The sequence below is a fragment of the Variovorax paradoxus NBRC 15149 genome, assembly GCF_001591365.1.
Taxonomy (GTDB): domain Bacteria; phylum Pseudomonadota; class Gammaproteobacteria; order Burkholderiales; family Burkholderiaceae_C; genus Variovorax; species Variovorax paradoxus.
The window spans coordinates 668,636-694,752 of sequence record NZ_BCUT01000002.1 but is presented as its reverse complement, the minus strand read 5'-3'; the positions used below and the strand labels follow the sequence as shown (position 1 = coordinate 694,752).

At 69.7% G+C, this 26,117-nt stretch carries 27 protein-coding genes; 15 read left to right on the top strand and 12 right to left on the bottom strand.

What is annotated here, in order from left to right; genetic code table 11:
• Positions 1-2: 2 nt before the first annotated feature.
• The 5 genes from VPA02S_RS18090 to VPA02S_RS18070 all read right to left on the bottom strand — a co-directional run bounded on the left by VPA02S_RS18090 (position 3) and on the right by VPA02S_RS18070 (position 5,309).
• The gene (locus VPA02S_RS18090; RefSeq protein ID WP_062365048.1) at positions 3-983 is read right to left on the bottom strand and encodes a tripartite tricarboxylate transporter substrate binding protein; all 981 of its coding nucleotides are present in this window, start codon (positions 981-983) and stop codon (positions 3-5) included.
• A 46-nt stretch (positions 984-1,029) separates the two neighbouring features.
• A complete protein-coding gene (locus tag VPA02S_RS18085; RefSeq protein ID WP_062365047.1) occupies positions 1,030-1,449 on the bottom strand; it encodes a PaaI family thioesterase in 420 nt (139 codons plus the stop codon).
• Complete coding sequence (locus VPA02S_RS18080) at positions 1,449-2,951, bottom strand: class I adenylate-forming enzyme family protein (protein WP_062365046.1); 1,503 nt, start codon at positions 2,949-2,951, stop codon at positions 1,449-1,451. Before VPA02S_RS18080 ends, VPA02S_RS18085 begins: the two co-directional genes overlap by 1 nt.
• Before the next feature lie 98 nt (positions 2,952-3,049).
• Positions 3,050-4,063: an AraC family transcriptional regulator gene (locus tag VPA02S_RS18075; protein WP_018904815.1), complete on the bottom strand. Its 1,014-nt coding sequence runs from the start codon at positions 4,061-4,063 to the stop codon at positions 3,050-3,052.
• A gap of 64 nt (positions 4,064-4,127) precedes the next feature.
• Entirely contained in the window at positions 4,128-5,309 is a 1,182-nt protein-coding gene (locus VPA02S_RS18070; protein ID WP_062365045.1) for a CaiB/BaiF CoA transferase family protein, read from the bottom strand.
• A 141-nt stretch (positions 5,310-5,450) separates the two neighbouring features.
• On the opposite strand from VPA02S_RS18070, the gene VPA02S_RS18065 reads away from it, so the two are divergent.
• The 3 genes from VPA02S_RS18065 (at position 5,451) to VPA02S_RS18055 (ending at position 8,312) form a co-directional block, all read left to right on the top strand.
• A complete protein-coding gene (locus tag VPA02S_RS18065) occupies positions 5,451-5,861 on the top strand; it encodes a hypothetical protein (RefSeq protein ID WP_230537802.1) in 411 nt (136 codons plus the stop codon).
• Positions 5,862-6,000: 139 nt separating this feature from the next.
• On the top strand, positions 6,001-7,374 hold the full coding sequence (gene chrA, locus VPA02S_RS18060) for a chromate efflux transporter (RefSeq protein WP_062365044.1): 1,374 nt from the start codon (positions 6,001-6,003) through the stop codon (positions 7,372-7,374).
• A gap of 11 nt (positions 7,375-7,385) precedes the next feature.
• Positions 7,386-8,312 carry a Fe-Mn family superoxide dismutase gene (locus VPA02S_RS18055; protein ID WP_062365043.1) on the top strand — a complete coding sequence of 309 codons (927 nt, stop codon included), beginning with the start codon at positions 7,386-7,388 and terminating at the stop codon, positions 8,310-8,312.
• Positions 8,313-8,348: 36 nt separating this feature from the next.
• On the opposite strand, the gene VPA02S_RS18050 is transcribed toward VPA02S_RS18055, so the two are convergent.
• Entirely contained in the window at positions 8,349-9,404 is a 1,056-nt protein-coding gene (locus VPA02S_RS18050; RefSeq protein WP_062365042.1) for a DMT family transporter, read from the bottom strand.
• Entirely contained in the window at positions 9,401-10,045 is a 645-nt protein-coding gene (locus VPA02S_RS18045; protein WP_062365041.1) for a dihydrofolate reductase family protein, read from the bottom strand. The genes VPA02S_RS18050 and VPA02S_RS18045 overlap by 4 nt, the downstream gene beginning before the upstream one ends.
• Positions 10,046-10,237: 192 nt before the next feature.
• On the opposite strand from VPA02S_RS18045, the gene VPA02S_RS18040 reads away from it, so the two are divergent.
• Both VPA02S_RS18040 and map read left to right on the top strand, forming a co-directional pair.
• Positions 10,238-10,492, top strand: a complete 255-nt coding sequence (locus VPA02S_RS18040; protein ID WP_015865805.1) for a ParD-like family protein — start codon at positions 10,238-10,240, stop codon at positions 10,490-10,492.
• Entirely contained in the window at positions 10,492-11,304 is an 813-nt protein-coding gene (gene map, locus VPA02S_RS18035; RefSeq protein WP_062365040.1) for a type I methionyl aminopeptidase, read from the top strand. The genes VPA02S_RS18040 and map overlap by 1 nt, the downstream gene beginning before the upstream one ends.
• Here map and VPA02S_RS18030 read toward each other — a convergent pair.
• Positions 11,268-12,422: a citrate/2-methylcitrate synthase gene (locus VPA02S_RS18030; RefSeq protein WP_062365039.1), complete on the bottom strand. Its 1,155-nt coding sequence runs from the start codon at positions 12,420-12,422 to the stop codon at positions 11,268-11,270. The two genes, map and VPA02S_RS18030, sit on opposite strands and share 37 nt — an antisense overlap.
• A 112-nt stretch (positions 12,423-12,534) precedes the next feature.
• On the opposite strand from VPA02S_RS18030, the gene VPA02S_RS18025 reads away from it, so the two are divergent.
• The 3 genes from VPA02S_RS18025 (at position 12,535) to VPA02S_RS18015 (ending at position 15,560) form a co-directional block, all read left to right on the top strand.
• Positions 12,535-13,488, top strand: a complete 954-nt coding sequence (locus tag VPA02S_RS18025; RefSeq protein WP_062365038.1) for a 2-hydroxyacid dehydrogenase — start codon at positions 12,535-12,537, stop codon at positions 13,486-13,488.
• A 48-nt stretch (positions 13,489-13,536) separates the two neighbouring features.
• Positions 13,537-14,520, top strand: a complete 984-nt coding sequence (locus VPA02S_RS18020; protein ID WP_062365037.1) for a Bug family tripartite tricarboxylate transporter substrate binding protein — start codon at positions 13,537-13,539, stop codon at positions 14,518-14,520.
• A 62-nt stretch (positions 14,521-14,582) separates the two neighbouring features.
• Positions 14,583-15,560 carry a Bug family tripartite tricarboxylate transporter substrate binding protein gene (locus VPA02S_RS18015; RefSeq protein ID WP_062365036.1) on the top strand — a complete coding sequence of 326 codons (978 nt, stop codon included), beginning with the start codon at positions 14,583-14,585 and terminating at the stop codon, positions 15,558-15,560.
• 124 nt (positions 15,561-15,684) lie between these two features.
• On the opposite strand, the gene VPA02S_RS18010 is transcribed toward VPA02S_RS18015, so the two are convergent.
• Positions 15,685-16,350, bottom strand: a complete 666-nt coding sequence (locus VPA02S_RS18010) for a carboxymuconolactone decarboxylase family protein (RefSeq protein ID WP_062365399.1) — start codon at positions 16,348-16,350, stop codon at positions 15,685-15,687.
• 91 nt (positions 16,351-16,441) lie between these two features.
• Complete coding sequence (locus tag VPA02S_RS18005) at positions 16,442-16,933, bottom strand: (R)-mandelonitrile lyase (RefSeq protein ID WP_062365035.1); 492 nt, start codon at positions 16,931-16,933, stop codon at positions 16,442-16,444.
• A gap of 135 nt (positions 16,934-17,068) precedes the next feature.
• Here VPA02S_RS18005 and VPA02S_RS18000 point away from each other — a divergent pair, with 135 nt between their 5' ends.
• Positions 17,069-17,983, top strand: coding sequence for a LysR family transcriptional regulator (locus VPA02S_RS18000; protein WP_062365034.1), 915 nt, complete (start codon positions 17,069-17,071; stop codon positions 17,981-17,983).
• Between the two features lie 27 nt (positions 17,984-18,010).
• Here VPA02S_RS18000 and VPA02S_RS17995 read toward each other — a convergent pair whose 3' ends face one another.
• Positions 18,011-18,997 carry a serine hydrolase domain-containing protein gene (locus VPA02S_RS17995; RefSeq protein WP_062365033.1) on the bottom strand — a complete coding sequence of 329 codons (987 nt, stop codon included), beginning with the start codon at positions 18,995-18,997 and terminating at the stop codon, positions 18,011-18,013.
• Between the two features lie 370 nt (positions 18,998-19,367).
• Between VPA02S_RS17995 and VPA02S_RS17990 the strand changes: the two genes are divergently transcribed.
• Positions 19,368-20,240 carry an NAD(P)-dependent oxidoreductase gene (locus tag VPA02S_RS17990; protein ID WP_081247576.1) on the top strand — a complete coding sequence of 291 codons (873 nt, stop codon included), beginning with the start codon at positions 19,368-19,370 and terminating at the stop codon, positions 20,238-20,240.
• Positions 20,241-20,261: 21 nt separating this feature from the next.
• Here the strand turns inward: VPA02S_RS17990 and VPA02S_RS17985 are convergent, their stop codons facing one another.
• Positions 20,262-21,566 carry a LysR family transcriptional regulator gene (locus VPA02S_RS17985; RefSeq protein WP_062365032.1) on the bottom strand — a complete coding sequence of 435 codons (1,305 nt, stop codon included), beginning with the start codon at positions 21,564-21,566 and terminating at the stop codon, positions 20,262-20,264.
• Positions 21,567-21,729: 163 nt separating this feature from the next.
• On the opposite strand from VPA02S_RS17985, the gene VPA02S_RS17980 reads away from it, so the two are divergent.
• From VPA02S_RS17980 to VPA02S_RS17960, 5 genes are read left to right on the top strand one after another with little or no spacing between them, the layout of a single operon-like run.
• Positions 21,730-22,758 carry an amidohydrolase family protein gene (locus VPA02S_RS17980; RefSeq protein WP_062365031.1) on the top strand — a complete coding sequence of 343 codons (1,029 nt, stop codon included), beginning with the start codon at positions 21,730-21,732 and terminating at the stop codon, positions 22,756-22,758.
• Positions 22,759-22,762: 4 nt separating this feature from the next.
• Positions 22,763-23,470, top strand: coding sequence for a 4-carboxy-4-hydroxy-2-oxoadipate aldolase/oxaloacetate decarboxylase (ligK, locus tag VPA02S_RS17975; protein WP_062365030.1), 708 nt, complete (start codon positions 22,763-22,765; stop codon positions 23,468-23,470).
• Positions 23,471-23,485: 15 nt separating this feature from the next.
• Positions 23,486-24,505: a Bug family tripartite tricarboxylate transporter substrate binding protein gene (locus tag VPA02S_RS17970; protein ID WP_062365029.1), complete on the top strand. Its 1,020-nt coding sequence runs from the start codon at positions 23,486-23,488 to the stop codon at positions 24,503-24,505.
• Positions 24,506-24,522: 17 nt separating this feature from the next.
• Entirely contained in the window at positions 24,523-25,428 is a 906-nt protein-coding gene (locus VPA02S_RS17965; RefSeq protein ID WP_062365028.1) for a DUF1932 domain-containing protein, read from the top strand.
• Entirely contained in the window at positions 25,425-26,117 is a 693-nt protein-coding gene (locus VPA02S_RS17960; protein ID WP_081247575.1) for a substrate-binding domain-containing protein, read from the top strand. Before VPA02S_RS17965 ends, VPA02S_RS17960 begins: the two co-directional genes overlap by 4 nt.

Sequence of the window (26,117 nt, the reverse complement as noted above, 5' to 3'; positions counted from 1 at the left end):
GTTCACTCCGGCTTGAAGCCGATCTCGGCCAGCATCTTGCGTTCGCGCTCGAACTGCGCACGGGCGTAGCCGGCATAGCCCTCGCCGGTCATCAGCTTGGGCTGCATGTCGAACAGCTCCAGCTGCTGGAGGTAGGCCGGATCCGCCGCGGCCTTGCTGAAGGCCGTGTGCAGCCTGGCGGCAATCTTCGGATCGAGGTTCTTCGGCGCCACCAGGCCCACCGGCGACTCGATCACCATGTCGTGGCCCAGCTCCTTGACGGTCGGCGCGTCGTAGCGCTTCAGGCGCTCGGCGGTGAAGGTGGCGAGCAGGCGCACCTTGCCGCCCTGCACCTGGGGTCCGAAGCCGGGATCGCCGTAGACGTCGAGATGGCGGCCGATCACCGCCTGGAAGGCCTCGCTGCCGCCCTTGTAGGGCACCAGGTTGAAGGAGGTGCCCACCTGTTTGGCAAGCCGCTCGGCGTAAATGCGGTTGATGCTGATCGCGCCGACGTTGCCCCAGCTGACCGCGCCGGGGCGCTTCCTGGCGTCGGCCAGCAGCTCGGGCAGCGTCTTCCAGGGCGCATCGGCGGCCACCACGATGCCGGTGGCGAGGCCGGCCAGCCCGATCAGGTAGCTGAAGTCCTTGAGCGGATCCCAGCTCACCTTCTGCACCAGCGGCGCGCGGATCACCGAGTTGTGCATGACCGCGATGGTGTAGCCGTCGGCTTCGTTCATGGTCGCCAGCGATGCGGTGCCGGTGACGCCACCGGCGCCCGGCTTGTGCATCAGCACGATGGGCTGGCCCAGGTCCCTGGAGGCGGCCTCGGCCAGCGTGCGGAAGATCGGGTCGAAGGAGCCGCCCGGCGGAAACGGCAGCACGAGCAGGATCGGCTTGCTCGGATACGGGTCGGCGGCGAAGGCCGGGGCGGCCGCGCCGGCGCCGAGCGCGATCAGTGCGCCCAGCGCGGCGCGCCGGCTGAACGGGCGGAAGCTGCGGTTCATGGTGTCGTGTCTCCTGTGGGCTGAAATTGGCAGCGGCGCATGCGGCTCAGGCGGCCTGCGGCAGCGGCAGGTAGCGGAAGGACCCCTGCGCTTGCGCGACCACGCAGCCGGCCTCGTCGCTGACCGTGGCGCGGCACCAGGCCACACTGGCGTCGTGCTGCACCACTTCGCCGTCGGCCGTGAGGCGGCCGCGGCCCGGCGCGTGGAAGCTGGTGTTGAGGTTGAGCGTGACGGCGGTGCGCGCAAAGCCGAACAGCGACACCGCCGCGCTCGCCATCGCCACGTCGAGCAGCGTGACCAGCACGCCGCCGTGCACGGCGCCGATGACATTGCCGAGCTCGGGCCGCGCATCGATGACGAGGCGTGCGCGGCCGCCTTCGGAGAACTCGCGGCGCGCCTCCAGCAGCCGCATGAACGGCACCTGGCCGAACAGGTGGCGGGGGTCCGCACCGGTGACGGGTTGCATCACGCCTGCAGCCGCTCGCGCAGCACGTTCTTCAGCACCTTGCCCGCGGCCGACAGCGGCAGCTCGCGCAGGAAGCTGATGCCCCGCGGACACTTGTAGCCGGCCAGGCGCTCGCGGCACCAGGCGCGCAGTTCATCGGCATCGGCGCGCGCATCGTCGGCCAGCACGACCGCCGCATGCACCGCCTCGCCCCAGCGCGCATCGGGCACGCCGATGACCGCCGCCTGCCGCACCTGCGGATGGCTGCGCAGCGCGGCCTCCACCTCGGCGCAGTAGACGTTCTCGCCGCCGCTGATGATCATGTCCTTGAGGCGGTCGACGATGAACAGGTGGCCGTCGGGCAGCATGCGGCCCGCATCGCCGGTGCGCAGCCAGCCGTCCCGCAGCGCGGCGGCCGTGGCCTCGGGGTTGCGCCAGTAGCCCTGCATCACCATCGGCCCGCGCGCCAGCACTTCGCCGACTTCACCGCGCGGCAGTTCGCGGCCGCTCTCGTCCGCAATGATGATCTCGGCGCCCAGGCCGGCGCGGCCGACCGAGTTCAGCCGGCCGAGCGCGCGCGCCTCGGGTCGGTGGTTCGATGGCAGGTTGATGCACACGGCGCCCGCGGTTTCGGTGAGGCCGTAGGCCTGGAAGAACTCGGCATGCGGCCAGGCTTCCAGCGCGCGGTCGAGCAGGTCGGGCGGCATCGGCGCCGCACCGAAGGCGATGCGCGTGAGGCTGCGCACGCGATCGGGCGTGAACGCCGGGTCGTCGAGCAGCGATTGCAGCATGCTCGGCACCACGACGATGTCGCCGATGCGGTGCTCCTCGATCGCGTCGATGACCGCGGCGGGCCGGAACTGCGCCATCGTCACGCAGCCGCCGCCGACGATCAACTGGCCCACCAGGCGGCCGAGCCCGGCGACGTGGAACAGCGGCGCCACCAGCAGCGAGACGGAATCGGGCGCGTTGTTGAGTTCGGCGCCGCGCGTCATCGATGCGGTCCAGAAATTGGCGTGGCTCAGCATCACACCCTTGGAGCGGCCGGTGGTGCCGCCGGTGTAGAGGATGGCGGCGAGCGCGTCTCCGCCGGTGCGCGTGTCGGGCAGCGGTTCCAGCGCCGCGCCTTCGTTTTCGAGCGCATCCAGCTGCACAAGTGCGGGTGCATCGGCCGGCGCCAGCGCCCGCAGGCTTTCGTGCACGAGCAGCAAGGAGGCTTGGCTGTCCTGCAGCGCATGCGCGAGCTCCGGCGTGCTCCAGCGGATGTTCAAGGGACAGGCGACGGCGCCGAGCCACCAGCACGCGAGGATGGCCCGCACCAGCTGGTCGCTGTTGGGCGCGAGCAGCGCCACGCGGTCGCCGCGCGCAATGCCGCGCCGGGCCAGCGCGGCCGCCTGGCGCGCGATGCCGTCCGCCATCTGCGCATGCGTCTGGCGGCGCACGCCGGCGTCGCCCACGTGGGTGAGCGCCGCCATGCCGGGGTTGCGTTGGAGCGCGCGATGCAGGCCTTGGGTCAGGTACACGATGGAGCCACCGACGGGTAACGAAGATGCGGCACAGCTTAGGCCGCACCGCGCACCGCACCCATGGCGGGAAGCGCCAAAGGGCTTGGCGAAACCGCTCAGCGTTCCGGGCCGTGCGTCAGCCGGTACTCGCCGGGCGCCACGCCGGTCCACTGCTTGAAGGCGCGGTGGAAGGTGCTGGCTTCCGAGAAGCCCACGCGGTTGGCGATGTCCAGCAGCGGCAGCGGCGTGTGCAGCAGGTAGTCGATGGCGGCGTCGCGCCGCAGCTCGTCCTTGATCTGCTGGAAGCCGCGGCCTTCGTCGCGCAGGCGACGGCGCAGCGTCTGCGGCGTCACCGCGAGCGCCTCGCCCACTTCTTCCAGCGACGGCAGCTCGCTGCCCAGGCCCTTGCGCAGCAACCGGCGGATGCGCTCTGTGAGGCTGCTGGTGTCGCGGTACTTCACGATCAGGTTGGCCGGCGAACCCGCGAGGAATTCGCGCAGGCTCTGCGGCGACTGCACCACCGGCAGGTCGAGCCAGCGCGCCTCGAACGACATGCCCACATGCGCCTGGCCGTAGCGGATCGGCACCTGGTAGACGCGCGAGGTCTCGGTGTTGGTCTGCTCGGCCGTGTAGTCGACCTCGAGCAGCGGAATGCGGCGCGCCACCAGCCAGGAGGAGGCATTGAAGGCAAACAGCATGAAGGCCTTCACCGCATAGTCGAGCCGCGCATCGGAGGCGCGCCGCAGCACGAACTGCACATGCGCGCTGCTGCCCTGCACCGTAAGGCGCGGCACGAAGTCGTGCAGCAGCAGGTGGTAGGAAGCGAAGCCTTCGCGCAGGGCCTCGCCCAGCGTGGCGCAGCGCACCAGCTGGCGCATGCACTGGCCGAAGCTGCCGGGCGGCAGCGGGCAGCTCAGGAGGCCCCAGATCTCGTCGCGCAGTTCGCGACGCAGCGCGCGGATCAGCAGCGCGTACTGGCGCTGCGAGATGCGCGCGAGCGGCGATTCCAGCAGCGACGGCGCGATGCCCGCGCGGACCAGCACGCGCGCCGCATCGATGCCGCGGTGGCGCGCGCCCATCAGGATGCTGTGCACCTGCTGGATGGCAACGGTGTGGTGGGTGAGCGTCATCGGTGGCGGCCGCTGCTGCAACTCGGCCGGTGGGATTGTAGGCAGCGCCCCGGGAGGCAGTGCCTCAGTCGATGGCGCCGGCGGCCCGCAGCGCGGCCACGGCCGATGCATCGAGCCCGGCCTGCCGCAGGATCTCGTCGGTGTGCTCGCCGGCGCGCGGGGCGGCGCGGGGAACAGACGGCTCGAAGCCGGTCATCTTGATCGGGCAGCCGAGCTGCGGCGGCGCGGCGTCATCGGCCGCAACGCGCATGCCGCGCGCGCGGAAATGCGGATGCGCCAGCGTCTCGTCGATGCGCAGCACCGGCGTCACGCAGCCCGTGCCGTCGTGGAACAGGCTGCGCCAGTGCGCGAGCGGCCGCGCGCCGAAGATCGCGGCCAGCTCCGCGCGCAGGCGCTCCTCGGTGGCGGCATCGCCGCTGCGGTGCAGCGGCGCGAGGTCGGGGCGCTCGAGCAGGCGGCACAGGTCGTGCCAGAACTTGGGCTCGAGCGCACCGACCGCCAGCTGCCGGCCGTCGGCCGTGCGGTAGTAGCCGTAGCAGGCGAGCGCGCCCGTCAGCGCGCTGTGGCCGATGCGCGGCACCTCGCCGTGCTGGTGCAGGCCGGCCAGCGGCAGCACCGCATGGGCCAGCACGCCGTCGGCCATCGCGATGTCGACATGCCGCCCGCGTCCGCTGCGCGCGGCATCGAACAGCGCGGCCAGGATCCCGGCCACCGCGGTCATGGTGCCGCCCAACAGGTCGGCCACGGGCAGGTTCGACAGGGCAGGGCCCGCGGCATTGCCGATCTGGTCGGCCACGCCGGCAAGCGCCGCGTAGTTCAGGTCGTGCCCCGGCGTGCCGCTGAGCGGCCCGGTCTGGCCGAAGCCGCTGATGCTGCAGTAGACGATGCGCGGGTTCGCGGCCGCCACCGCTTCATAGCCGACGCCCAGCCGCTGCATCACGCCGGGCCGGAAGCCCTCCACCAGCACGTCGGCCTCGCGGCACAGGCGCAGCAGCGTGGCCACGCCCTGCGCGTGCTTCAGGTCGATGCGGATCGCGCGCTTGTTGCGGTTGACGAGCGCGCGCACGCTGGGGCTCGCGTAATCGCCGGCGCCGGTGTCTTCGATCTTGATCACGTCGGCGCCAAGGTCGGCCAGGTGCATGGCACCGAGCGGCCCGGGCAGCAGGCGCGTCAGGTCGAGCACGCGCACGCCGGCGAGCGGCGCGCCTTTGGCTGCGCCGGCGATGGGTTCGGGGGAAGAGGTCATGTGGGCTGCAATCTAGGCGGCGCGGGGCGGCGCGGCAATGGCGGCACCGCTCCGGGCGATTGGCGAAAAGCGTCAGGGGGCGCCATGGCGCGGCTTGTTGCCGGCGTATGCTTCGGAATGCGGAGGTTTCAGATGCTCCCCATGGTCATTGCGCTCATAGCGACCGTCGTCCTGCTCGTCTGGATGGGATTCTTCATGATGGGCTCGCTGCCACTGCTGGTGCTCAAGCACGACACACCGCTGGACTCGCGCTTCATCCGGGGCCTTTTCAACGTCTACTACGTTGCCGTGATGCTGACGGCGAGCGCGGCCGCACTCAGCTACACGTGGGCCGGCAAACCCGCTTTCGCCCTGGGCATGGCTCTCATCGCAGCCTGGGCATTCGCGCTGCGCCGCTGGATCATCATCCCGCGCATGGACATGCTGCGGCACACGATACCGGCCGCTGACACTTCCATCTTCCGGTTCCGCCGGCTGCACGTCGCCGGGATGATGCTCAACGTGGCGCAATTGGCCACGGTGGCCTGGGCCCTGACGCGGTTGGGCCTTTGAACCGGCCGCGCCAACCTGCGCGCAGGAGCTGCAGCGCAGCGGCTGGTGTTACGATGCCGGCATCGGGAAAACAGCCTCCCGTTCTGCAAAGTCAGACGGTGTCCCGTCCAAGCGCTGGTGACTCACAACGGAGCCTTCCGTGGACACCGCCTTGCCTGACGCACCTCCTGCGCTTCCTGCGCCCTCCCAGCCTGTTTCCTTCGCCGAAGCGCTTCGCTTCTGGCTCAAGCTCGGCTTCATCAGCTTCGGCGGGCCCGCCGGACAGATCGCCATCATGCATGCCGAGCTGGTCGAGCGCCGGCGCTGGATCAGCGAAAAGCGCTTCCTGCATGCGCTGAACTTCTGCATGCTGCTGCCCGGGCCCGAGGCGCAGCAGCTGGCCACCTACATCGGCTGGCTCATGCACCGCACCCGCGGCGGCATCGTGGCGGGCGCACTGTTCGTGCTGCCTTCGCTGTTCATCCTGATCGCGCTGTCGTGGATCTACCTGCGCTTCGGCAACGTGCCGGTGGTGGCCGGCATCTTCTACGGCATCAAGCCGGCGGTCACCGCACTGGTGCTGCACGCGGCGCATCGCATCGGCAGCCGCGCATTGAAGAACCGGTGGATGTGGGGCATTGCCGCGGCCGCCTTCGTGGCCATCTTCGCTTTCGACACGCCATTTCCCGCGATCGTGCTGGCCGCCGGGCTGGTCGGCCACTTCGGCGCGCGATGGGCGCCCGGCGTGTTTGCGCTGGGCGGCGGCCACGGCAGCGCCGCGCAGAGCTACGGCCCGGCACTTATCGACGACGACACGCCCACGCCGCCGCATGCGCGCTTCTCGCGCTCGCGCCTGGCCGGGATCCTTGCGGCCGGGCTCGGCCTGTGGCTGCTGGCGATGGGCATGCTTGTCGCCACGCAGGGGCTGCACGGCACGCTCACGCAGATGGGCTGGTTCTTCACCAAGGCGGCGCTCCTGACCTTCGGCGGCGCCTATGCCGTGCTTCCCTACGTCTACCAGGGCGCGGTCGAGCAATACCACTGGTTCTCCGGCGCGCAGATGATCGACGGGCTGGCGCTGGGTGAGACGACGCCGGGCCCGCTGATCATGGTGGTGGCTTTCGTCGGCTTCGTCGGCGGATGGCTGAAGCAGGTGCTCGGGCCCGACTCGCTGCTGCTTGCGGGCGCGCTCGCCGCGACGGTCGTCACCTTCTTCACCTTCCTGCCGTCGTTCATCTTCATCCTGGCCGGCGGACCCGCCATCGAGGCGACGCACGGCAAGCTGGGCTTCACGGCGCCGCTGTCGGCCATCACGGCGGCCGTGGTGGGCGTGATCCTGAACCTGGCGCTCTTCTTTGCGTACCACGTGCTGTGGCCGCAGGGCTTCGGCGGCCGCCTCGATGCGGTCTCCGCGGCGATCGCGCTGGCGGCGGCCGCCGCGCTGTTCCGCTTCAAGGTCGGCGTGATGCCGCTGCTCGGTGCCTGCGCGGGCATCGGATTGGCGGTGACCTTGCTGTTTTCCCAACTGCGCTGAAGGAGCCACTCATGGACGCCCGGATTCAACCCCTGCCCTTCGATCCCGCCATGCTGCGCGGCCTGTCGGAAAAACTGCTCGCGAGTCATCACCAGAACAACTACGGCGGGGCGGTGAAGCGCCTCAACGCCATCCGCGCGCAGCTCGCCGCGACGCCGTTTGCATGCACGCCGGGCTTTCAGCTCAACGGCCTCAAGCGGGAGGAACTGATCGCGAGCAACTCGATGCTGCTGCACGAGCTGTACTTCGCGTCGCTCGGTGGCGACGGCCAGTCGATGGAACCCGCCATGGCGCTGGCACTGGCGGCCAGCTTCGGCAGCGCCGAGCGGTGGCGCGAGGAATTCGCGGCCCTGGGCAAGGCGCTCGGCGGCGGCTCGGGCTGGGTGCTGCTTGCGTTCCAGCCGCGCGAGGGCACGCTGGTCAACCAATGGGCCGCCGACCACACCCATGCGCTGGCAGGCGCCACGCCCATCCTTGCGCTGGACATGTACGAGCACGCCTACCACCTCGACCATGGCGCCGCGGCGGGCGCATACGTCGATGCCTTCATGGACAACATCCACTGGGGGCAGGTCTACGCGCGCTACCAGCAGGCCGTGCATGCGGCCAGCGAGCCTTTCGGCGCCACGCAGGACGAGATCGCCGGATCGGTGCTGCTCGACGTGCGCCGCGCCGGGGTGTTCGAGCGGGCCGCCGCGATGCTTCCAGGGGCGCGCTGGCGCGATCCGGCCGCGGTCGACAGCTGGGCCTCCGAACTGCCGGCCGGCAGCGACGTGGTGGTGTATTGCGTCTATGGCCACGAGGTGGGGCGCAGCACTGCCATGCGGCTGCGCGCGGCAGGCCTGAATGCACGCTACCTGCGCGGCGGCATCGATGGCTGGCAGGCGGCGGGCCGGCCGCTCGAAGCCAGGGCCGGCGTGCAAGGCGCGGCGCCCTGAATGGGTCCGCCCGGACGCGCACGCCCGGGCACCGGCTCAGTGGATGTGCTGGTGATGGGCGTCAGGCACGTGGGCGTGCGCGTGGCGAGCCGGCTCGTGCACATGCGGATGGCTGTGCGAGCCCACGGGGAGCACATCGTGGGTGTGGTCATGGTGGCCGTCGTCGTGGCAGTGCGCATGCTCGTGCTCCATGCGCTCATGCGTGTGCTCCTGGCCATGCGACTCCGCCAGGTGCAGCGCCACGCCCAGCATCATCAGAAGCCCGCCCGCCGCCATCACCCAAGTCCCGCTCCGGTCGCCCAGCGCAATGGCAAAGGCGGCGCCGATGAACGGCGCAAAGGCAAAGACGGAGCCGGTCCGCGCCGCCCCGAAGGCGCGCTGCGCGAGCAGGTAGAAGCGAAGGCTCAGGCCATAGCCGCTGGCGCCGACCGCGAGCAGGACCAGCGCGGCGCTCGATGCAGGCATCGGCTCGCCGAACAGCCACGCCAGCAAGGCCGTCGCCGTGGCGCCGATGGCGGCCTTGCCCAGCACCACCTGCCCCGGATCGCGCTCGGCCAGCGCGCGCGAGAGCGTGTTGTCCATGCCCCAGGCGGCGGTCGCGACGAGCACGGCCAGCATTCCCCAGAGCTGCGTGCTGCCGCTGCGTCCCTGGTCGAGGACCAGCGCGATGCCTCCGGCAAGCAGGAGCAGCATGGCACCCCATACGCGCCGGTCCATCGTCTCCTGGTAGAGCAGGCGCGCCAGCAGGGCGGTGAACAGCGCTTCCAGCGTCAGCATCAGCGATGCGCTGGTCCCGCTCGTGTGCTGCAGTCCCCAGGCCAGAGCGACGGGGCCGAGCACCGCGCCGAAAGCCGCCATGGACAGGAGCCGCGGAAGATCGCCGCGCACCATCCGGGCCTCGCGTTCTACCCGCTGGCGGGACGCGAAGCCGACGGCCGCCGCGCCCGCATACAGCAGTGCGGCAGTGGTGAAGGCACCCAGTCCCTTGCCGAAATGCTGGACCAGCGGCGTGCTGACGCCAAAGAGAACGGCGGCAAGCAGTGCGAGCAGGCCGCCTTTTACGGCGGGCAGGGAAAGATGCCGAGCAGTCATGGCCGCCTTTTGAATTTCATGTGAATCGCATCCGGCGCTGTGACCGTTTTCGCCAGCGCGAGGGCGCCCAGCGCCTCGGCATTGTCGAACAGGCGCTCGCCACCGCCGAGCAGGATCGGCGCCAGGTGGAGCTGCATTTCATCGACCAGGCCGGCCTTCAGGTATTGCTGCGCAGCGCGTGCGCCGCCCGCGAGCGCCACGTCCTTGCCGCCTGCCGCGCGGCGGGCCTGGTCCAGCGCGCTCTCGATGCCGTCGGTCACGAAGCTGAAGCGCGTGCCGCCTTCCATGACCAACGGGTCGCGCGCGTGATGCGTCAGCACGAACACCGGGTGATGGAACGGCGGATTGCGGCCCCACCAGCCGTCCCAGGGGGCGGTCGTGCTCCACGGTCCCGGGCCGCCGCCGAACATGTTGCGGCCCATGATGGTCGCGCCGATGCCGGCAAGCTCTTCCTCCACCACCGGCGTGCTCTCGTTCACCACGCCGCCCTCCAGGCCATGTGGACGCCGCCAGGCTTCGAGCGGGAACACCCATTCGTGCAACCGCTCGCCGCCGATGCCCAGCGGCTCCCGCAAGCTCTGGTTCGGACCGGCGACGAAACCGTCCAGCGACATCGAGATCCTGAATCGAAGCTTTGACATGCTGCGTCTCCTGCAGGCGTGGCCGAAGAGGGCGAGTCTAGGAATTGCAAGGCCGCGCAGCAATGCCAATGAAGCCGCGGTTTCTGCCAGCGGCGCGCCGCCCGCGGGTGTCGCCGGGGCTCATCCGCCCGGATCATTGCGTGACCATCCAAAACATATACAATCCACGCACATTTCATATAAAGGCAAGCGATGGGCATCGTGAAGATTTCGGACCTGATGCATGAGAACCTGCGGGTGGCGGGGAACGCCCTGAGCAGGTCCATCAATGCACAGGCAGAGCACTGGATGCGGGTCGGCATGCTGACCGAGATGCATCCGGAACTGGACTACCGGGAAGTCTGCCAGCTGCTGATCCAGGCTGAACTCGCGGGCGGCCTGGACATTGCCGCGGCCGTCACCAGCCAGCCCGGCAAGCCCCGCGGCTCCGCGACGGGGAAGCACTAGTGGCGCACGGCGTTCCCATCAAGTCCGCCGAGGAACTCGCGATGGCGCGGCGCGCCGGCAGGCTTGCCGCGGAGGTGCTGCAGATGGTCGAGCCCTACGTGGTGCCCGGGGTGAGCACGGAAACGCTCGACCGGATCTGCCACGACCACATCGTGAACGTGCAGGGCGCCATTCCCGCCAACGTGGGATACCAGGGCTATCCCAAAACCATCCTCACCTCCGTCAACCAGGTGGTTTGCCATGGCATTCCGTCGCCGGCCAAGATCCTGAAGAAGGGCGACATCGTCAACATCGATGTCGCCGTCATCAAGGACGGCTGGTTCGGTGACACCAGCCGCATGTACTTCGTCGGCGCGCCCAGCGTGCTGGCTCGGCGCCTGGTGGAGACGACGTACGAGGCCTTGCTGGCCGGCATCCGGCAGGTCAGGCCCGGAGCGACCCTGGGCGATATCGGCCATGCGATCCAGTCGGTCGCTCACCGCGAGCAATTCAGCGTGGTGCGCGAATACTGCGGACACGGCATCGGCCGGATCTACCACGACGAACCGCAAGTGCTGCACTACGGGCAGCGCGGGGAAGGCCTCGAGCTGGAGCCGGGGATGGTCTTCACCATCGAGCCGATGCTCAACGCAGGCAGGCGCGAGACCAGGCAATTGCCCGACGGGTGGACCGTCGTGACCAGGGACCGGTCGCTGTCTGCCCAGTGGGAGCACATGGTGGCCGTCACGCCCGACGGGTATGAAGTGCTGACGGCCTGGCCGGAAGGCGCGGGCAGCTACGCGCCAAGCGCCTCGGGCACCGGCCCCACATAGCGCCCGCGCGGGCGGATCACCTGCGCCGTGCCCAGCTGCTCCAGGCTGTGCGCCAGGAGCCCGACGCTGCGCGCAGTGGCGAACAGGCCGAAGGCCGCATCGGCAGGCAGCCGATGGTGCGCGGCCATGGCGGCCAGCGCAACGTCGATGTTGGGCTGCAGGCCGGTCAGCTTGGTCACCTTTGCGATGAAGCGCGCAATCACCTTGGGAGGCTCGAACAAGGCCAGCAGCGCGGCCGCGCGCGGGTCGCCGTCGGGGTAGAGGTGGTGGCCGAAGCCTGCGAGCGACAGGCCGTTCGAGAGGTGGTGTGCGAGCACCTGGTCCTCGCCCAGCCGTTCCACCTCGCTGAACAGCGCGCGCACGCGGCCCGAGGCATCGCCGTGCAAGGGGCCGGAGAGCGTGGTCAATCCCGCCAGCAGGCATGCGGGCAGCGAGGCGCCGGTCGAAGCGGCAATGCGCGCGGCAAAGGCCGAGCTGGTCAGTTCGTGGTCGGCCAGCAGCACCAGGGCCGTTCGCAGCAGATCGGCCACCTTGGCGGGCTGCTTCCATCCTTTCGCAAAGCGAAGATGCAGCGGCTCATGGCCCGGTGACGCGCCGAACGCGTTGGCCAGCCGGCCCACCAGGTCCTGGCTTTCGGCATGCAGCACCCGGGTCAGGCGGCCCCCGGTGGAATGGCCGGCGGCCGCCAGGCTGGCCAAGGCCGCGAAGGCCGCGCCTCGCCCGGGCTTGCCGGAACGCAGGGACGCCATGCAGGTGAAGTCGACGGCATGTTCGGCGCCCCACAACAGTTGCGCCGCATCCTCGAGCGTGGCGGTCCGGGCCATGCGCACAGCATCGCGGCCGCGGTAGTACGGCCGCCCGCGCGAGAACGCGCTGAGGGCTGTCGGAATGCTGGGCTCCGAGCCGAACAGCGTGTTGGCGGCCAGCGTCTCGTGCTTGCGGCCGGCCTGCTTGCGCCTGGCCAGGCCGGCCACGTCCTCGGCGCGGTAGAGCCTGCGCCGCGTGTCGGCCGGGTCGGGCATGACCTCGAGCTTGCCGCGGCTCACGTACGCGTAGATCGTCTGGGGCTGCACGCCCAGGAGCTTGCACGCCTCGGTCATCGAAATCCAGGAAGCCATGGGCGGGTCGTGAGAGTCAGTTTCTATTGATTATATGTATCAAGATTGACCAGTATGTCAATCTATTCATAGCATAGGCCCGGCTCCGTGAAGAGCGTTCCCGAACAGCGATATGAAACCCCAAGTCCTTCAACTCAATCCGATCCTGATCCCCGCAGTCAACGACAAGCTCGCCTCGCTCTACGCCGTGCACAAGCACTTCGAGCTGCCCGATCCTGAGGGCTGGCTGCGTGAACACGGTGCATCGATCGACGCCGTGATCACCGGTGGGCACACCGGCATTTCGCGCGCCATGCTCGAGCAGCTGCCCAGCCTCAAGGTGGTGGCCGTCAATGGCGTGGGCACCGACGCCGTGGACCTGGCGTACTGCCGGGAGCGCGGCCTGCCCGTCACCGCAACGCTGGGCGCGCTCACCGAAGACGTGGCCGACCTCGCCATCGGCTTGCTGATCGCGGCCTGCCGCAACCTGTGCGCGGGCGACCGCTTCGTGCGGGACGGCCAGTGGGAGCGCCACCCCCAGCCCGGCGCCATTCCGCTTGCCCGCCGCTTCAGCGGCATGCGCATCGGCATCGTCGGAATGGGGCGGGTGGGCCGCGCCGTGGCGGTGCGGGCGGCTGCCTTCGGTGGCCCCATCCGCTACACCGACCTGCGCCCGATGGACGATGTTGCCTACAGCTTCATGCCGAGCCTGGTGGACCTGGCGCGCGAATCGGATGCGCTGGTGCTGTGCGCCGCCGCGGACCAGGCCGAAGGCATCGTCGACGCGGCCGTGCTCGACGCGCTGGGGCCGCGCGGCTTCCTGGTCAACGTCGCGCGCGGCCGGCTCGTGAACGAAGCCGACCTCACACAGGCGCTGGTCGACGGCCGCATTGCAGGTGCGGGGCTGGACGTGTTCGTCGACGAGCCGCGCGTGCCGCTGGCGCTGCGCCAGTCCGAGCGCACGACGCTGCAGGCCCACCGCGCCAGCGCCACCTGGGAGACCCGCACCGCCATGGCCGAGATGGTGCTGGCCAGCGTTGCCCAGGCCCTGGCCGGCGAGCGGCCGGCCATGAGCCTGACCACCTGAGCATCCGTCCGCCTTCGCGGCGCAGCGGCCGCGCATCAAAACCTATAAATGGAGACACCCTTGTTCATTCGACGCCTTGCCATTCCCCTGGCCCTTGCCCTCTGCGCCATCCAGGCGCCTGGCTTCGCGCAGACTTTTCCTTCGCGCCCCGTCACGCTGGTGGTGCCGTTCCCGCCGGGCGGCGGGACGGACACCGGCGGCCGCGTCATCGCCGAGCAGTTGGGCCGGCGCTGGGGCCAGCCCGTGATCGTGGAGAACAAGGGTGGCGCCGCCGGGCAGATCGGCGCCGACTTCGTCGCCAAGTCCAGGCCGGACGGCTACACGCTGCTGCTGGGCAACATCGGGACGCAGGCGATCAATCCGCTGCTGTATCCCAAGCTGCCCTACGACGCCGACAAGGCCTTTGCGCCCGTCTCGTTGGTGGCCGAACTGCCGCTGGCGATGATGGTGAATCCAGCGGTCCCGGCGAAGACGGCGGCCGAATTCGTGGCGCTGGCCAAGGCCAGGCCGGGCCAGATGAGCTACAGCAGCTCGGGCGCCGGCGGCGCACCGCACCTGGCGGCCGAGATGTTCAAGGACCAGACCGGTGCCTTCATCCTGCATGTGCCCTACCGCGGCGGCGGGCCGGCCATCGCCGACCTGCTCGCGGGCCATGTGCAGCTGTCGTTCATGACCGTGCTCGAGGCCTCCGGCCACATCAAGGCGGGCAAGCTGCGTGCGCTGGCCGTGACCGGCGACAAGCGCGTGCCGGCGTTTCCCGAGGTGCCCACGCTCGCCGAAAGCGTGGCGCCCGGCTTCAACGCGATCTCCTGGATCGGCCTGCTCGCACCGGCGGGCACGCCGCCCGAGGTGGTGGAGAAGATCGCCGCCGACCTGCGCGCCGTGCTGGCCGACGAATCGGTCAAGGCGCGCTTCGTGGGGCTGGGCGGCGTGCCGCGCGCCACATCGCCGCAGGAGTTCGCGCGGCTGATCGACGACGACAAGCGCCGCTACGCCCAGATCATCCGCAGCCGCAAGATCACGATCGAGTGAGCGCGGCGAGCCGGGCTTTCCTTTCGAAAGAGACACAGACCCACCCCCAAGAGGAGACATCCATGCAGCTCACATCCCTGGCCAAGATCCTTGCCGTCTCGGCGTCGCTCGCGGCAATGCCGATCGCCGCATCGGCCGATGCGGCCTATCCGGCGCGCGCCATCAAGATCGTCGTGCCCGCGCCGCCGGGCGGCGCGATCGACACCATTGCCCGCGTCGTCGGCGACAAGCTCGCGGTGTCGATGGGCCAGCCGGTGATCGTCGACAACCGGCCCGGCGCTTCCAACAACCTGGGCACCGACGTGCTCGCCAAGTCGGCGCCCGACGGCTACACCATCGGCATCGTCGGCGGCAGCCACAACATCAACAAGTTCCTGTTCAGGAACCTCGGCTGGGATCCGGAAAAAAGCTTCGAGCCCATCGTCTACAGCCACGAGGTTCCACTGGTGTTTGCCATCTACCCGCAGCTTCCGGCCAGGACGCTGCCGGAGCTGGTGGCGTGGATGAAGGCCCATCCGGACGAGGCCAAGGTTGCCACCTCCGGCCGCGGCAGCGCGCAGGAAATGGCGGCCGAGATGTTCCGCATGGCCAGCGGCGCACCGATGCTGCTGGTGCCCTACAAGGGTTCGTCCGCCGCGCACCCGGACCTGCTGGCCGGACGCACCGCGCTCTTCATCGACACCATCAGTGCCATCCAGCCGCAGGTGAAGGCCGGCAACGTGCGCGCCGTGGCAGTCTCGACGCGCAAGCGGACAAGCTCGCTGCCCGACGTGCCGACCGCGGACGAGCAGGGATTGAAGGGCTACGACGCCAACACGAACGGCGGCTTCCTGGCACCGGCCGGCACGCCCAAGGCCGTCGTCGCCAAGCTGAACGCCGAGATCAACGCGGCGCTCAAGCTGCCCGACGTGCGGTCCAAGCTGGAGGCCGCCGGCATCGAGGTACAGGGCGGCACGCCGCAGGATTACGCGGCACTGATCAAGTCCGATCTTGCCAAGTGGGGCAGGGTGGTGAAGGAGGCGGGGATCCAGGCGGAGTGAGGGCCTGAGAGCTTGATGGCCGGATTCGATCGGACCAATCTCGGCATCCAAGCCGCCCGCCGGCTGCGGCGCCGCCGCGGTGACGCCTGATGCAGGCAATGGTGCGGTCGCATCGAGTCCCGCTTCAGCCTCCAACGCGCGTGGCCAGCTGGCGCGCCAGCGCCTCGCGAGCCCTGCGGCCCGTCTCCGCATCCACGCGCTGTGCAAGCACCTGCGCCAGCTGGTCGAGCTGGGCCGCGGTGATGCCCACGTTCATGCTGATGCGCATGTGGGATTGAAGCTGGGATTCGGCGCCCGCAAGCGCCGACAGCATGCCGACCGTCGCCAGCTCGCGGCTCGGCCAGTCGAGGTTGTCGCGCTCGAACACATCGCCGAAGAGGTGCGTCTTCAGGTATTCGTCGATGGCCGGCGCGAAATCGAACAATGCGCCCTTGACCGGGCCACCGGCGAGCTTCGTCTGGTTGACCGTGCCGGCCGCCAGCAGTGCGTCGCCCTTCGGAATGGGGCGCGAGGGCAGCTGGCCCTGCTTGTCCTGGGCACCGCGCTGCTTGCGGGCTTCCACGACCTTCATCAGTTCGCCCAGCGCATTGAGGCTGCGCGGGAATCCGGCATAGGCATACGCCTGCACCAGGATCTCCTTCGCCTCGTTGATGGCGAGGCCGGCATCGAGCCCCTGCTCGAGCGCCGTGTTCAGGCGGGCGATGTCGCCCGCCGCTGCGAACGCCGCAATCGGGATGATGGATTGCTGGCGAAGCGAAAGTGTTTCGGATGCGGTGCGTGTGGTGTTCATGTTCGTGGACTCCTGGAGCGCGGTGCCGGCATGGCACGGCGCGGCGGCCAGGCACAGCGCCAAGGCCAGCGCGCCCGCCTTGCTGCCATGCCTAGCGCTGGCTGTATTGCTCATCGCTGACCTTCTCCATCCATTCGACGTTCCTGCCGTCCACGGTGCCGGTGACGGCCAGGTGGACCAGTGCCGTGAACGGAGCGGCGCCATGCCAGTGCTTGACGCCCGGAGGGCACCAGACGACGTCGCCGGGGCGGATTTCCTGCACGGGTTGGCCCCACTCCTGGGTCAGGCCGACGCCCGACTGCACCACCAGGCGCTGCCCCGCCGGGTGGGTGTGCCACGCGGAGCGCGCGCCGGGCTCGAAGGTCACGAGGCCGCCGGAGGCATTGAGGGTTTCGGTGGCGGGCCAGAGCGGGTCGACGCGGACGCGGCCGGTGAAGTATTCGGCAGGGCCGGCTGCCGAAGGTTGGCTGCCGGCCCTCGCGATCTGCTGGGCCGCCCCCGGTGCCGGGGCGGGTTCGGCGCCTGCGCCGATGGAGTTCAGGGCCGCAAGGTAGAGCGCGGCCTTCAAGGGTCGGGTGCACATGGTGGGTCAATTCCTGGTCGTCGATGGCAAGAGTGCGCCGCCTATGAGCGCGACGCGAACGCCTTAACTCTATGGACGCCACGCGCGGTTGAGAAGGAAGCAAAATCGGGATGCTTATGTGAATGCAGCTCACCAATGGCAAAAGAAAACCTGAACGATCTCCAGGCCTTCGTGGTGGTTGCCCGGGAACGCAGCTTCACCCGTGCCGCCGCCCAGATGGGCGTGTCGCGCTCGGCGCTCAGCCATTCGATGCTGGCGCTGGAGGCGCGCCTGGGCGTGCGCCTCCTGACCCGCACCACGCGCAGCGTCTCCGTGACCGACGCAGGCGCCCGGCTCCTCCATACGCTGGCCCCACGGTTGCAGGACATCGAGCGGGAGCTCGAATCGCTTTCCGCAATGCGCGACAAGCCGGCCGGCACGGTCCGCATCACCACGCATGACCATGCGGTTGCCACGGTGCTGTGGCCCAGGCTCCTGCCGCTGCTCAAGCAGCATCCGGACATCCAGGTGGAGTTCAGCGTCGACTACGGCTTCACCGACATCGCCGCCGAAAGGTTCGATGCCGGCGTGCGGGTGGGAAACCGCGTCGACAAGGACATGGTGGCGGTGCCGATCGCACCGGCGCTGAGGATGGCGGTGGCGGCCTCCCCGGAATACCTCGCGGGCAAGCCCGTGCCGGTGAAACCCGCGGACCTCACGGCGCACCGCTGCGTGAACCTGCGGCTGCCGACGCACGGCGGCCTGTACGCCTGGGATTTCGAGAAGGGAAGGAAGCAGGTCAGCGTGCGGGTGCAAGGCCAGACGGTGTTCAACAACACCTTCCTGATGCTGCGCGCGGCACTGGACGGCATGGGCTTTGCCTACGTGCCCTTCGACATCATGGAACAGCACATCGAGGAGGGGCGGCTCGTTCCGGTCCTGCAGGACTGGTGGCCGGCCTTCCCGGGCTACCACCTCTACTACGCCCATCGCCGCCAGCTTTCCCCGGCGCTCGCCCTGGTCATCGAAGCCTTGAGGTACCGGGCGCCGCCGCCCAGGCGAACGGGGTGACCGCCCCGCCGGGGCTTGCTGTGTTCTTCAGCGCAGCGACGCGTGGATCAGCTTCTGCACCGCGAAGAGCGGCTTGAGCTGGTCTTCGCGGTAATAGTTGCCCATGAAAATGACATACACCAGCTCGAGCGCAGGAATGACGACCAGCCGCTGGCCTCCGAGTCCGATCGCCATGTAGGCTGGCGAGCCATCCTGGCGCTGGATCACATACCAGTGGTAGCCATACCGGAGGCCTTCGAAAGCGTCGGCGCGCGGCGTCAGCGACTCGGAAATCCAATCCTTCGGAACCAGCGCCCGGCCGTTCCACTCGCCGCGCTGGAGCAGCAGCTGGCCAACGCGAGCCAGATCCGGCGCGCGCATGCACAGCCCCGATGCCGCGGCCGCCTCTCCATTGAAACCACGGGTCCACTCGACCTTCTCGATGCCCATGGGCGAGAACAGCCTGTCGCGTGCGTAGTCCAGCAGCGGCACGCCCGCGCCCTTGGCGATGAGATGGCCCAGCAGGGCCGTTGCGCCGCCCGAGTAGCGCCACCGCTCGCCCGGGTTGGCGACGATGGGGCGTTCCAGCACATAGCGGTAGCGATCCTTGCTGCGCTCCATCGAAATTTCGCTGTTGCGCGGATCGCTGTAGGGCAGGTCCTCGTTCCACTCCAGGCCCATCGTCATCGCGAGGGCATGGGAGATGCGGATCGCACGCCTGCGTTCGTCGCGGGCCAGGTCAAGGTAGGCGGGAAAGGCATCCAGCAGCGGCGCATCGAGCGCGGGAACCTTGCCTTCGGCGAGTGCGATGCCGTAGAGCAAGCCCACGATGCTCTTGCTGACGGAACGAAGGTCATGCAAGGTATCGGCGTTGAATGCAACCGTGCCCAGCGGCGTACCCCAGCGTTCGTCCGGGCCTTCGAAGTAGCGCTCCATCTCGACCCGGCCCTTGCGCGCAATGAAGACGGCATGCAGATTCGAGAACTCGCCGCTTTGCACGCCCTGGTCCAGGCGCGCCGCAAGATCCGGCGCCATTGCGCTGGACTCCGGACTGCCTCGTGTCCATTGGAATGGGGTTGCCGCGAATCCCCGTCCCGTGCAGGCGAGTGCAGCTGCGGCGCCGGCCGTCACGAGCACGCTGCGACGCCGCGGGGCATGGGACTGCGGGTGGCTTGTCATATGGGGGCTCGATGGTCTTGGTCGGTAATTCATGGGCATCGCTCACCGGGGCGAAGTACGCGGCCGAGTTTGGTACGCTGCGCCTGCCTGCAGGCCAATCCCAATCCGAGCCATTTCGTCGCACGATCGGTGCTTGCCGACGCAAGCCTAACCCAAGGCGGAACGCAGTCCTCGATTCGGACGGTTGCCCCTGCATCCCCTACACATCGCAACCCAGGAGACTCCCTTGAAAAAGAACATCGGCATGATCGGCATCGGCATGATGGGCCACGGCATTGCCAGCAACATCGCCAGGCATGGCTACCCGCTGGCGGTGCTCGAGCACCCGGGCAACCAGCCGCTGGACGCGCTCAAGGCCGCCGGCGCGCGCAGCTTCACGCGCGCGGCCGAGCTGGCCGCGCAGTCCGACATCGTCATCCTCGTGCTCACGGGCTCGCCCCAGGTCGAGGCCGTGCTCACGGGTGAGGGCGGCGTGCTGCAGGGCCTGCGCCCGGGCAGCATCGTGATCGACTGCTCCACCGCGATTCCCGCTTCCACGCTGCGCATGGCCCGGGCCGTGCAGGCCGCGGGCAGCCGCTTCCTGGACACGCCGATGACGCGCACGCCGAAGGAAGCGGCCGAAGGCCGGCTCAACCTGCTGGTGGGCGGCGATGCGGCCCTGCTCGAGGAATGCCGCCCGCTGCTGTCGTGCTTTGCCGAGAACATCCTGCACGCGGGCCCGGTGGGCGCAGGCCATGGCATGAAGCTGCTGCACAACTTCGTCTCGCTGGGCACGGTGGCGCTGATCGCCGAGGCGGCGGCCTGCGCCGGCCAGCATGGCGTGGCGCCCGAGATGTTCGTGGAGATCCTGGCCAAGGGCGGCGGCGGCGGCGTGGCGCTGGAGCGGCTGCGGCCCTACCTCACGGCCAAGGACACGTCGAGCCTGCGCTTCTCGATCGCCAATGCGAGCAAGGACCTCGGCTACTACAACACCATGGCGGGCGATGCCGGTGCGCACCGCGACATTGCGGCGGCGGTGCTGCAGACCCTGCAGCATGCGCAGGGCCTGGCGCCCGAGGCCCTGGTGCCCGAGCTGGCAGACCTGCTGGCCCGGCGCTGAGCGCCGGCGGCCGCCTCCACTTCACCGGCGGCGGTTCGCGGGCTTGGGCCGGAAGTCGGGCGAGCGGGCGACCACCGCGCGGATCTCCTGCATCAGCGCGCGCGCACCGGGCGAGGGGAACGCGCCGAGGCGCTGGGTGAGGCCGATCTCGCGCCGCGTCTCGTCGAGCGGAAAGTCGAGCACCACCAGGCTGGCATTGCGGATCTCGTGGCGCAGCTGGTGGGCCGAGATCGCGGTCAGCATGTCGCTCTCGAGCAGCAGGCCGCGCAGCACGGCAAGGTCACCGGTCTCCACCGCGGGAACCGGCGGCGCTTCGCACGCGGCCGAAAAAAAGCGCTCGAGCAGCTCGCGCGAAGGCGTGCCCTGCCGCGAGAGTGCCCAGGTCGCCTGACGCAGCGCATCGAAGTCGACACGCGCGGCGCGCGCCAGCGGATGGCCGGCGCGCGCGATCACCGAGATGCGGTCTTCGAACAGCGCCTCCTGCTGCAGGTCGCGCGCGTCGGCGCTGCTGCGCAGTGCGCCGAGGATGAAGTCGATGTCGCCGCTGCGCAGCGACGCCGCCAGCGCGTCGTAAGGGCTCTCGACCGTGGCGACGTGCAGCCCCGGATGGCGCGCCAGCAGCGAGGCGATCGCTTGCGGCAGTATCTGCGTGCGGCCGAGCGGCAGCGCCCCCACGTTCACGCTGCCCTGCAGCATGCCTTCGCTGGCCGCGATGTCGGGGCCGATGTGGCGCAGCTCCGCGAGCACGCGCTTGAAATGGAAGGCCACGATCTCGCCGGCCGGCGTGGGCACCAGGCCTCGCGTCCGGCGCTCGAGCAGCGCCACGCCGAGCCCGCCCTCGAGATCCTTCAGCGCGCTGCTGATCGCCGGCTGCGTGATGCCGAACTCGCGCGCGACGGCCGGCATGTTGCGCTTCTCCACCAGGCTCGCAATCACCGCGAGACGCCGGCCGTTGAGGATCGATGCAAAGAGCGAATGCACGTCGGCCGATGCGCCGATGCCGCCGCGCGCGACGAGCTGGGCGCGCGCGTCCTCGAACTCGCGCTCGATGCGGCGCGCGCGCAGCAGCACCAGGTCGCCATAGGAGTTCAGCGCCATGCCGCGCGGGCCGCGGTCGAACAGCGGCCGGCCGAGCGCGCCTTCGAGCTCGGAGATGGAGCGCGTCACGCCCGAGGCGACGCGGAACAGCTGCTCGTCCGCGGCCCGGGCGATGCTGCCGGCCGCCGCCACGGCCGTGAACGCGCGCAGGTGCCGCAGGTTGAGGCCCAGCGCATGGGTGTGCGTGCGGTCGATCACTTTGTCTTGCAGCTGGCGTCGGCCCGTCATTCCAGGGGTGCCTGGGCAGGAGCCCTGGCCGATAAGAAAGTCTGATGGTAGGGCAAGCCGAACTCACGCCACGCGGCGGCGTCCGGAACCACACTTGACGCAAGGGCCGGCGCACGCGCTGCGCATGCCCGCAAGACACCACCAGCCACCCACGGAACCGCCCATGATCATCGACTGCCACGGCCACTACACCACGGCGCCCAAGGCGCTCGAGAACTGGCGCAGCCAGCAGATCGCCGGGTTGAAAGACCCTGCGCTGAAGCCCCGCGCCGCCGACCTGAAGATCAGCGACGACGAACTGCGCGAATCGATCGAGGGCAACCAGCTGCGCCTCATGAAGGAGCGCGGCAGCGACCTGACGATCTTCAGCCCGCGCGCGAGCTTCATGGCCCACCACATCGGCGACTTCGAGACCTCGTCGACCTGGGCCGCCATCTGCAACGAGCTGTGCTTTCGCGTGAGCGAGCTGTTCCCCGACCACTTCATCGGCGCGGCCATGCTGCCGCAGTCGCCGGGCGTGGACCCGCGCAGCTGCATTGCGGAACTCGAGCGCTGCGTGCGCGAGTACGGCTTCGTCGCCATCAACCTCAACCCCGATCCCTCGGGCGGGCACTGGACCTCGCCGCCGCTGTCGGACCGCCACTGGTACCCGCTCTACGAGAAGATGGTCGAGCACGACATCCCGGCCATGGTGCATGTGAGCACGAGCTGCAACGCCTGCTTCCACACCACCGGCGCGCACTACCTGAATGCCGACACCACGGCCTTCATGCAGTGCCTCACCTCGGACCTGTTCACCGACTTTCCGACGCTGCGCTTCGTGATCCCGCACGGCGGCGGCGCGGTGCCCTACCACTGGGGGCGCTTTCGCGGGCTGGCGCAGGAGATGAAGAAGCCGCTGCTCAAGGCCCACCTGCTGAACAACATCTTCTTCGACACCTGCGTGTACCACCAGCCGGGCATCGACCTGCTGACGCGCGTGATCCCGGTCGACAACATCCTGTTCGCGAGCGAAATGATCGGCGCGGTGCGCGGCATCGATCCCGAGACCGGCTTCTTCTACGACGACACGCGCCGCTACATCGACGCCACGCCCATGCTCGACGCCGAGGCGCGCCACAAGGTGTTCGAAGCCAACGCACGCCGCGTGTACCCGCGCCTGGACCGCGCACTCATCGCCAAGGGGCTCTGATCTCATGACTTCTTTTTCTTCCAACACCCTCCAGCAGCTCGGCGTCGTCCATCGCCACGTGGCGCGCCCGGATGCCGCCGCGGTCGACAAGCTGTCGCGCTTCGGCGTCTCGACCGTGCACGAGGCGCTCGGCCGGCTCGGGCTGATGCAGCCGCGCATCCGCCCGATCTACCCCGATGCGCGCTTCTGCGGCCCGGCCGTCACGGTGCTGCTGCAGCCCGGCGACAACTGGATGCTGCACGTGGCGGCCGAGCAGATCCAGCCCGGCGACGTGGTGGTGGCGGCTTGCACCAGCGACAGCACCGACGGCTTCTTCGGCGACCTGCTTGCCACTTCGTTCAAGGCGCGCGGCTGCAAGGGCCTGGTGATCGACGGCGGCGTGCGCGACGTGCGCGACCTCCACGCGATGGGTTTCCCGGTGTTCAGCCGCGCCATCCATTCCAAGGGCACGATCAAGGCCACCCTCGGCTCGGTCAACGTGCCGGTGGTGTGCGCCGGCGCTCTGGTGCATCCGGGCGACGTGGTGGTGGCCGACATCGACGGCGTGGTGGTGGTGCCGGCTGCGCGCGCGCAAGAGGTGGCCGATGCGGCCGAAGCGCGCGAGGCCAACGAGACGGCCAAACGCGCGCGCTTCGCGGCCGGCGAACTCGGCCTGGACATGTACGCCATGCGCGAGCCGCTGGCCAAGGCTGGCCTGCGCTACATCGACTGACGGCGGCAGGACGACATGGCTCGCATCATCGGCACCGCGACCACCGGCATCACCCGCCGCCAGGCCTGCATCTTTTCCGCAGGCGGCGCGCTCTGGCTTGCGAGCCGCAGTGGCGCCGCCGCCGAGGCCTATCCGGACCACCCGCCGCACCTGGTCGTGCCGTTCACGCCCGGCGGCTCCACCGACGTGCTGGCGCGCAGCATCGGGCAGGAGCTCGGCCGCGCATGGAACCAGGCCGTGGTGATCGACAACGTGCCCGGCGCGGGCGGCTCCGTCGGCGCGGAGAAGGTCGCGAAGGCGCCCGCCGACGGCTACACGCTGCTGATGGGGCACATCGGCACGCTGGCCATCAACCCGTCTCTCTACCCCAAGCTCGGCTACCACCCGCTGCGCAGCTTCGCGCCCGTGGCATGGGTCGCGCGGGTGCCGAACGTGCTCGTGGTCCATGCCTCGGTGCCGGCGCGCACGCTGGCCGAGCTGATCGCGCTGGCCAAGGCCAGGCCCGGGCAGCTGGCCTACGGCTCGGGCGGCAATGGCAGCGCGGCGCACATTGCAATGGAATACCTCAAGCTGCAGACCGGCGCCTCGCTGCTGCACATTCCCTACCGCGGCACCGCGCCGGCCGTGAACGACCTGCTGGCGGGCCAGCTGCAGGCGATCTTCACCGGCACGCCGGCGCTGCTGCCGCACATCAAGGCCGGCAAGCTGCGTGCGCTCGCGGTGTCGAGCCCGCGCCGCATCGCGTCGCTGCCCGACGTGCCCACGGTGGCCGAGAGCGGCGTGCCCGGCACCCAGGATTTCGAGGCCGACCAGTGGTACGGCATGGTCGCGCCGGCTGCAACGCCCGCGCCGATCGTCGCGATGATCAACCAGCAGATCAATCGCTCGCTCGACTCGGTGGAGGTCAGGGCGCGCCTCGCGGCCGAGGGCGCCGAGGCCACGCCCGCCACGCCGCAGGCCTTCGGCCAGCTGATCGCGAGCGAGATGGTGCGCTGGGAGCGCGTGATCAAGGCGGCCCGCATCACCGTCGATTGAACAGCAAGGAGACACACATGGGCATCACACTGGGCATCGTCGGCTGCGGCGAAGTGGGCGGCATCTTCGGCCGCGGCCTGCTGCACAAGGAAGGCGTCGAGGCGGTCTGGGTCTGGGACCTGAAATTCGCCGACCCCGACGGCGGCGCGGCAGCACGGGCCGCCGCCGAAGCAGACGGCCTGCGCGTTGCCTCGGGCATGCAGGCGCTGTGCGCCGCGGCCGATCTGCTGGTTTCGGCGGTAACCGCATCCAGCACCTTCGCGGTGGCCGAGGAAGCGGCGCGGCATGCGCGAGCAGGCACGCGCTTTCTCGATCTCAACTCGGCCTCGCCCGGCACCAAGCAGCGGGCCGGCGCCGTGCTCGAAGCCGCCGGCGCTGGCTATGTGGAAGCCGGCGTGATGACCTCGGTGCCGCCCTACGGCATCCGCGTGCCCATGCTGCTGGGCGGCGCCCAGGCCGAGGCACTCGCGGCCACGCTGTGCGCATGGGGCATGGAGGCGCGCGCCGTGAGCGAGCGGCTCGGCGTGGCCTCGGCCATCAAGATGAGCCGCAGCATCATGATCAAGGGGCTGGAGGCGCTGGTGATCGAAAGCTACACCACGGCGCGGCGCTACGGCGTGGAGGCGCATGTGCTGCCCACGCTCGCCGAGACCTTTCCGCAGATCGACTGGGAGCGCCAGGGCGCCTACTTCTTCAGCCGCGTCGTGCAGCATGGCAAGCGGCGCGCCGAGGAAATGCGCGAAGCGGCGCAGACTGTTCGCGAGACCGGCTTCGAGCCTTTCATGGCGGCGGCCATTGCAGCCAAGCAGGATTGGGTCGCGCAGCAGGCGCACACCGGCCTCTTCGAAGGACTGGACGCCAAGAGCCCATGGCAAGACTACGCCGACCGCCTGATCGGCAGAGGGCAGGACGAAGAGAAATGACAGTGCCCGCGATCCGTGGCCTCTGCTCGATGGCGACCCGGGGCTTGCTGCAGGAGCTTGCGGCCGCCCATTCGCAGCGCAGCGGCGTGCCCGTCTCGTTCCTGGCGATCGGCGGGGTCGAGGCGGCGCGGCGCGTGTCCGCGGGCGAGCCCTTCGACGTGGTGGTGCTGGCGTCGGAGGCGATCGACACGCTTGTCGCGCAGGGCAGGCTCGATGGCGGCGGCAAGGTCGACCTGGTCCGTTCGGGCGTGGCCGTGGCGGTGCCTGCGGGCGCGGTGCGTCCCGATATTTCCACCGAGGACGCGCTGCGCAGCGCAGTGCGCACCGCCTCCGGCATCGCGTACTCGACCGGGCCGAGCGGCGTTGCCTTGATGGCATTGTTCGAGCGCTGGGGCATCGCTGGCGAGATCCGCGCCCGGCTGGTGCAGGCGCCGCCCGGCGTGCCGGTCGGCGCGCTGCTCGCACGCGGCGAGGCCGCGCTGGGGTTCCAGCAATGGAGCGAGCTGATCGGCCTCGAAGGCATCGACCTGGTCGGCCCCCTGCCGCCGGAGGTCCAGATCACCACGGTCTTTTCCGCGGCGCCGGTGGTCGGCTGCGCGCAGCCGGATGCGGTGCGCGCGCTGCTCGAATCCATGCGTTCGGCAGACAGCGCCGAGGCCAAGCGCCGCCATGGCATGGCGCCGGCCTGA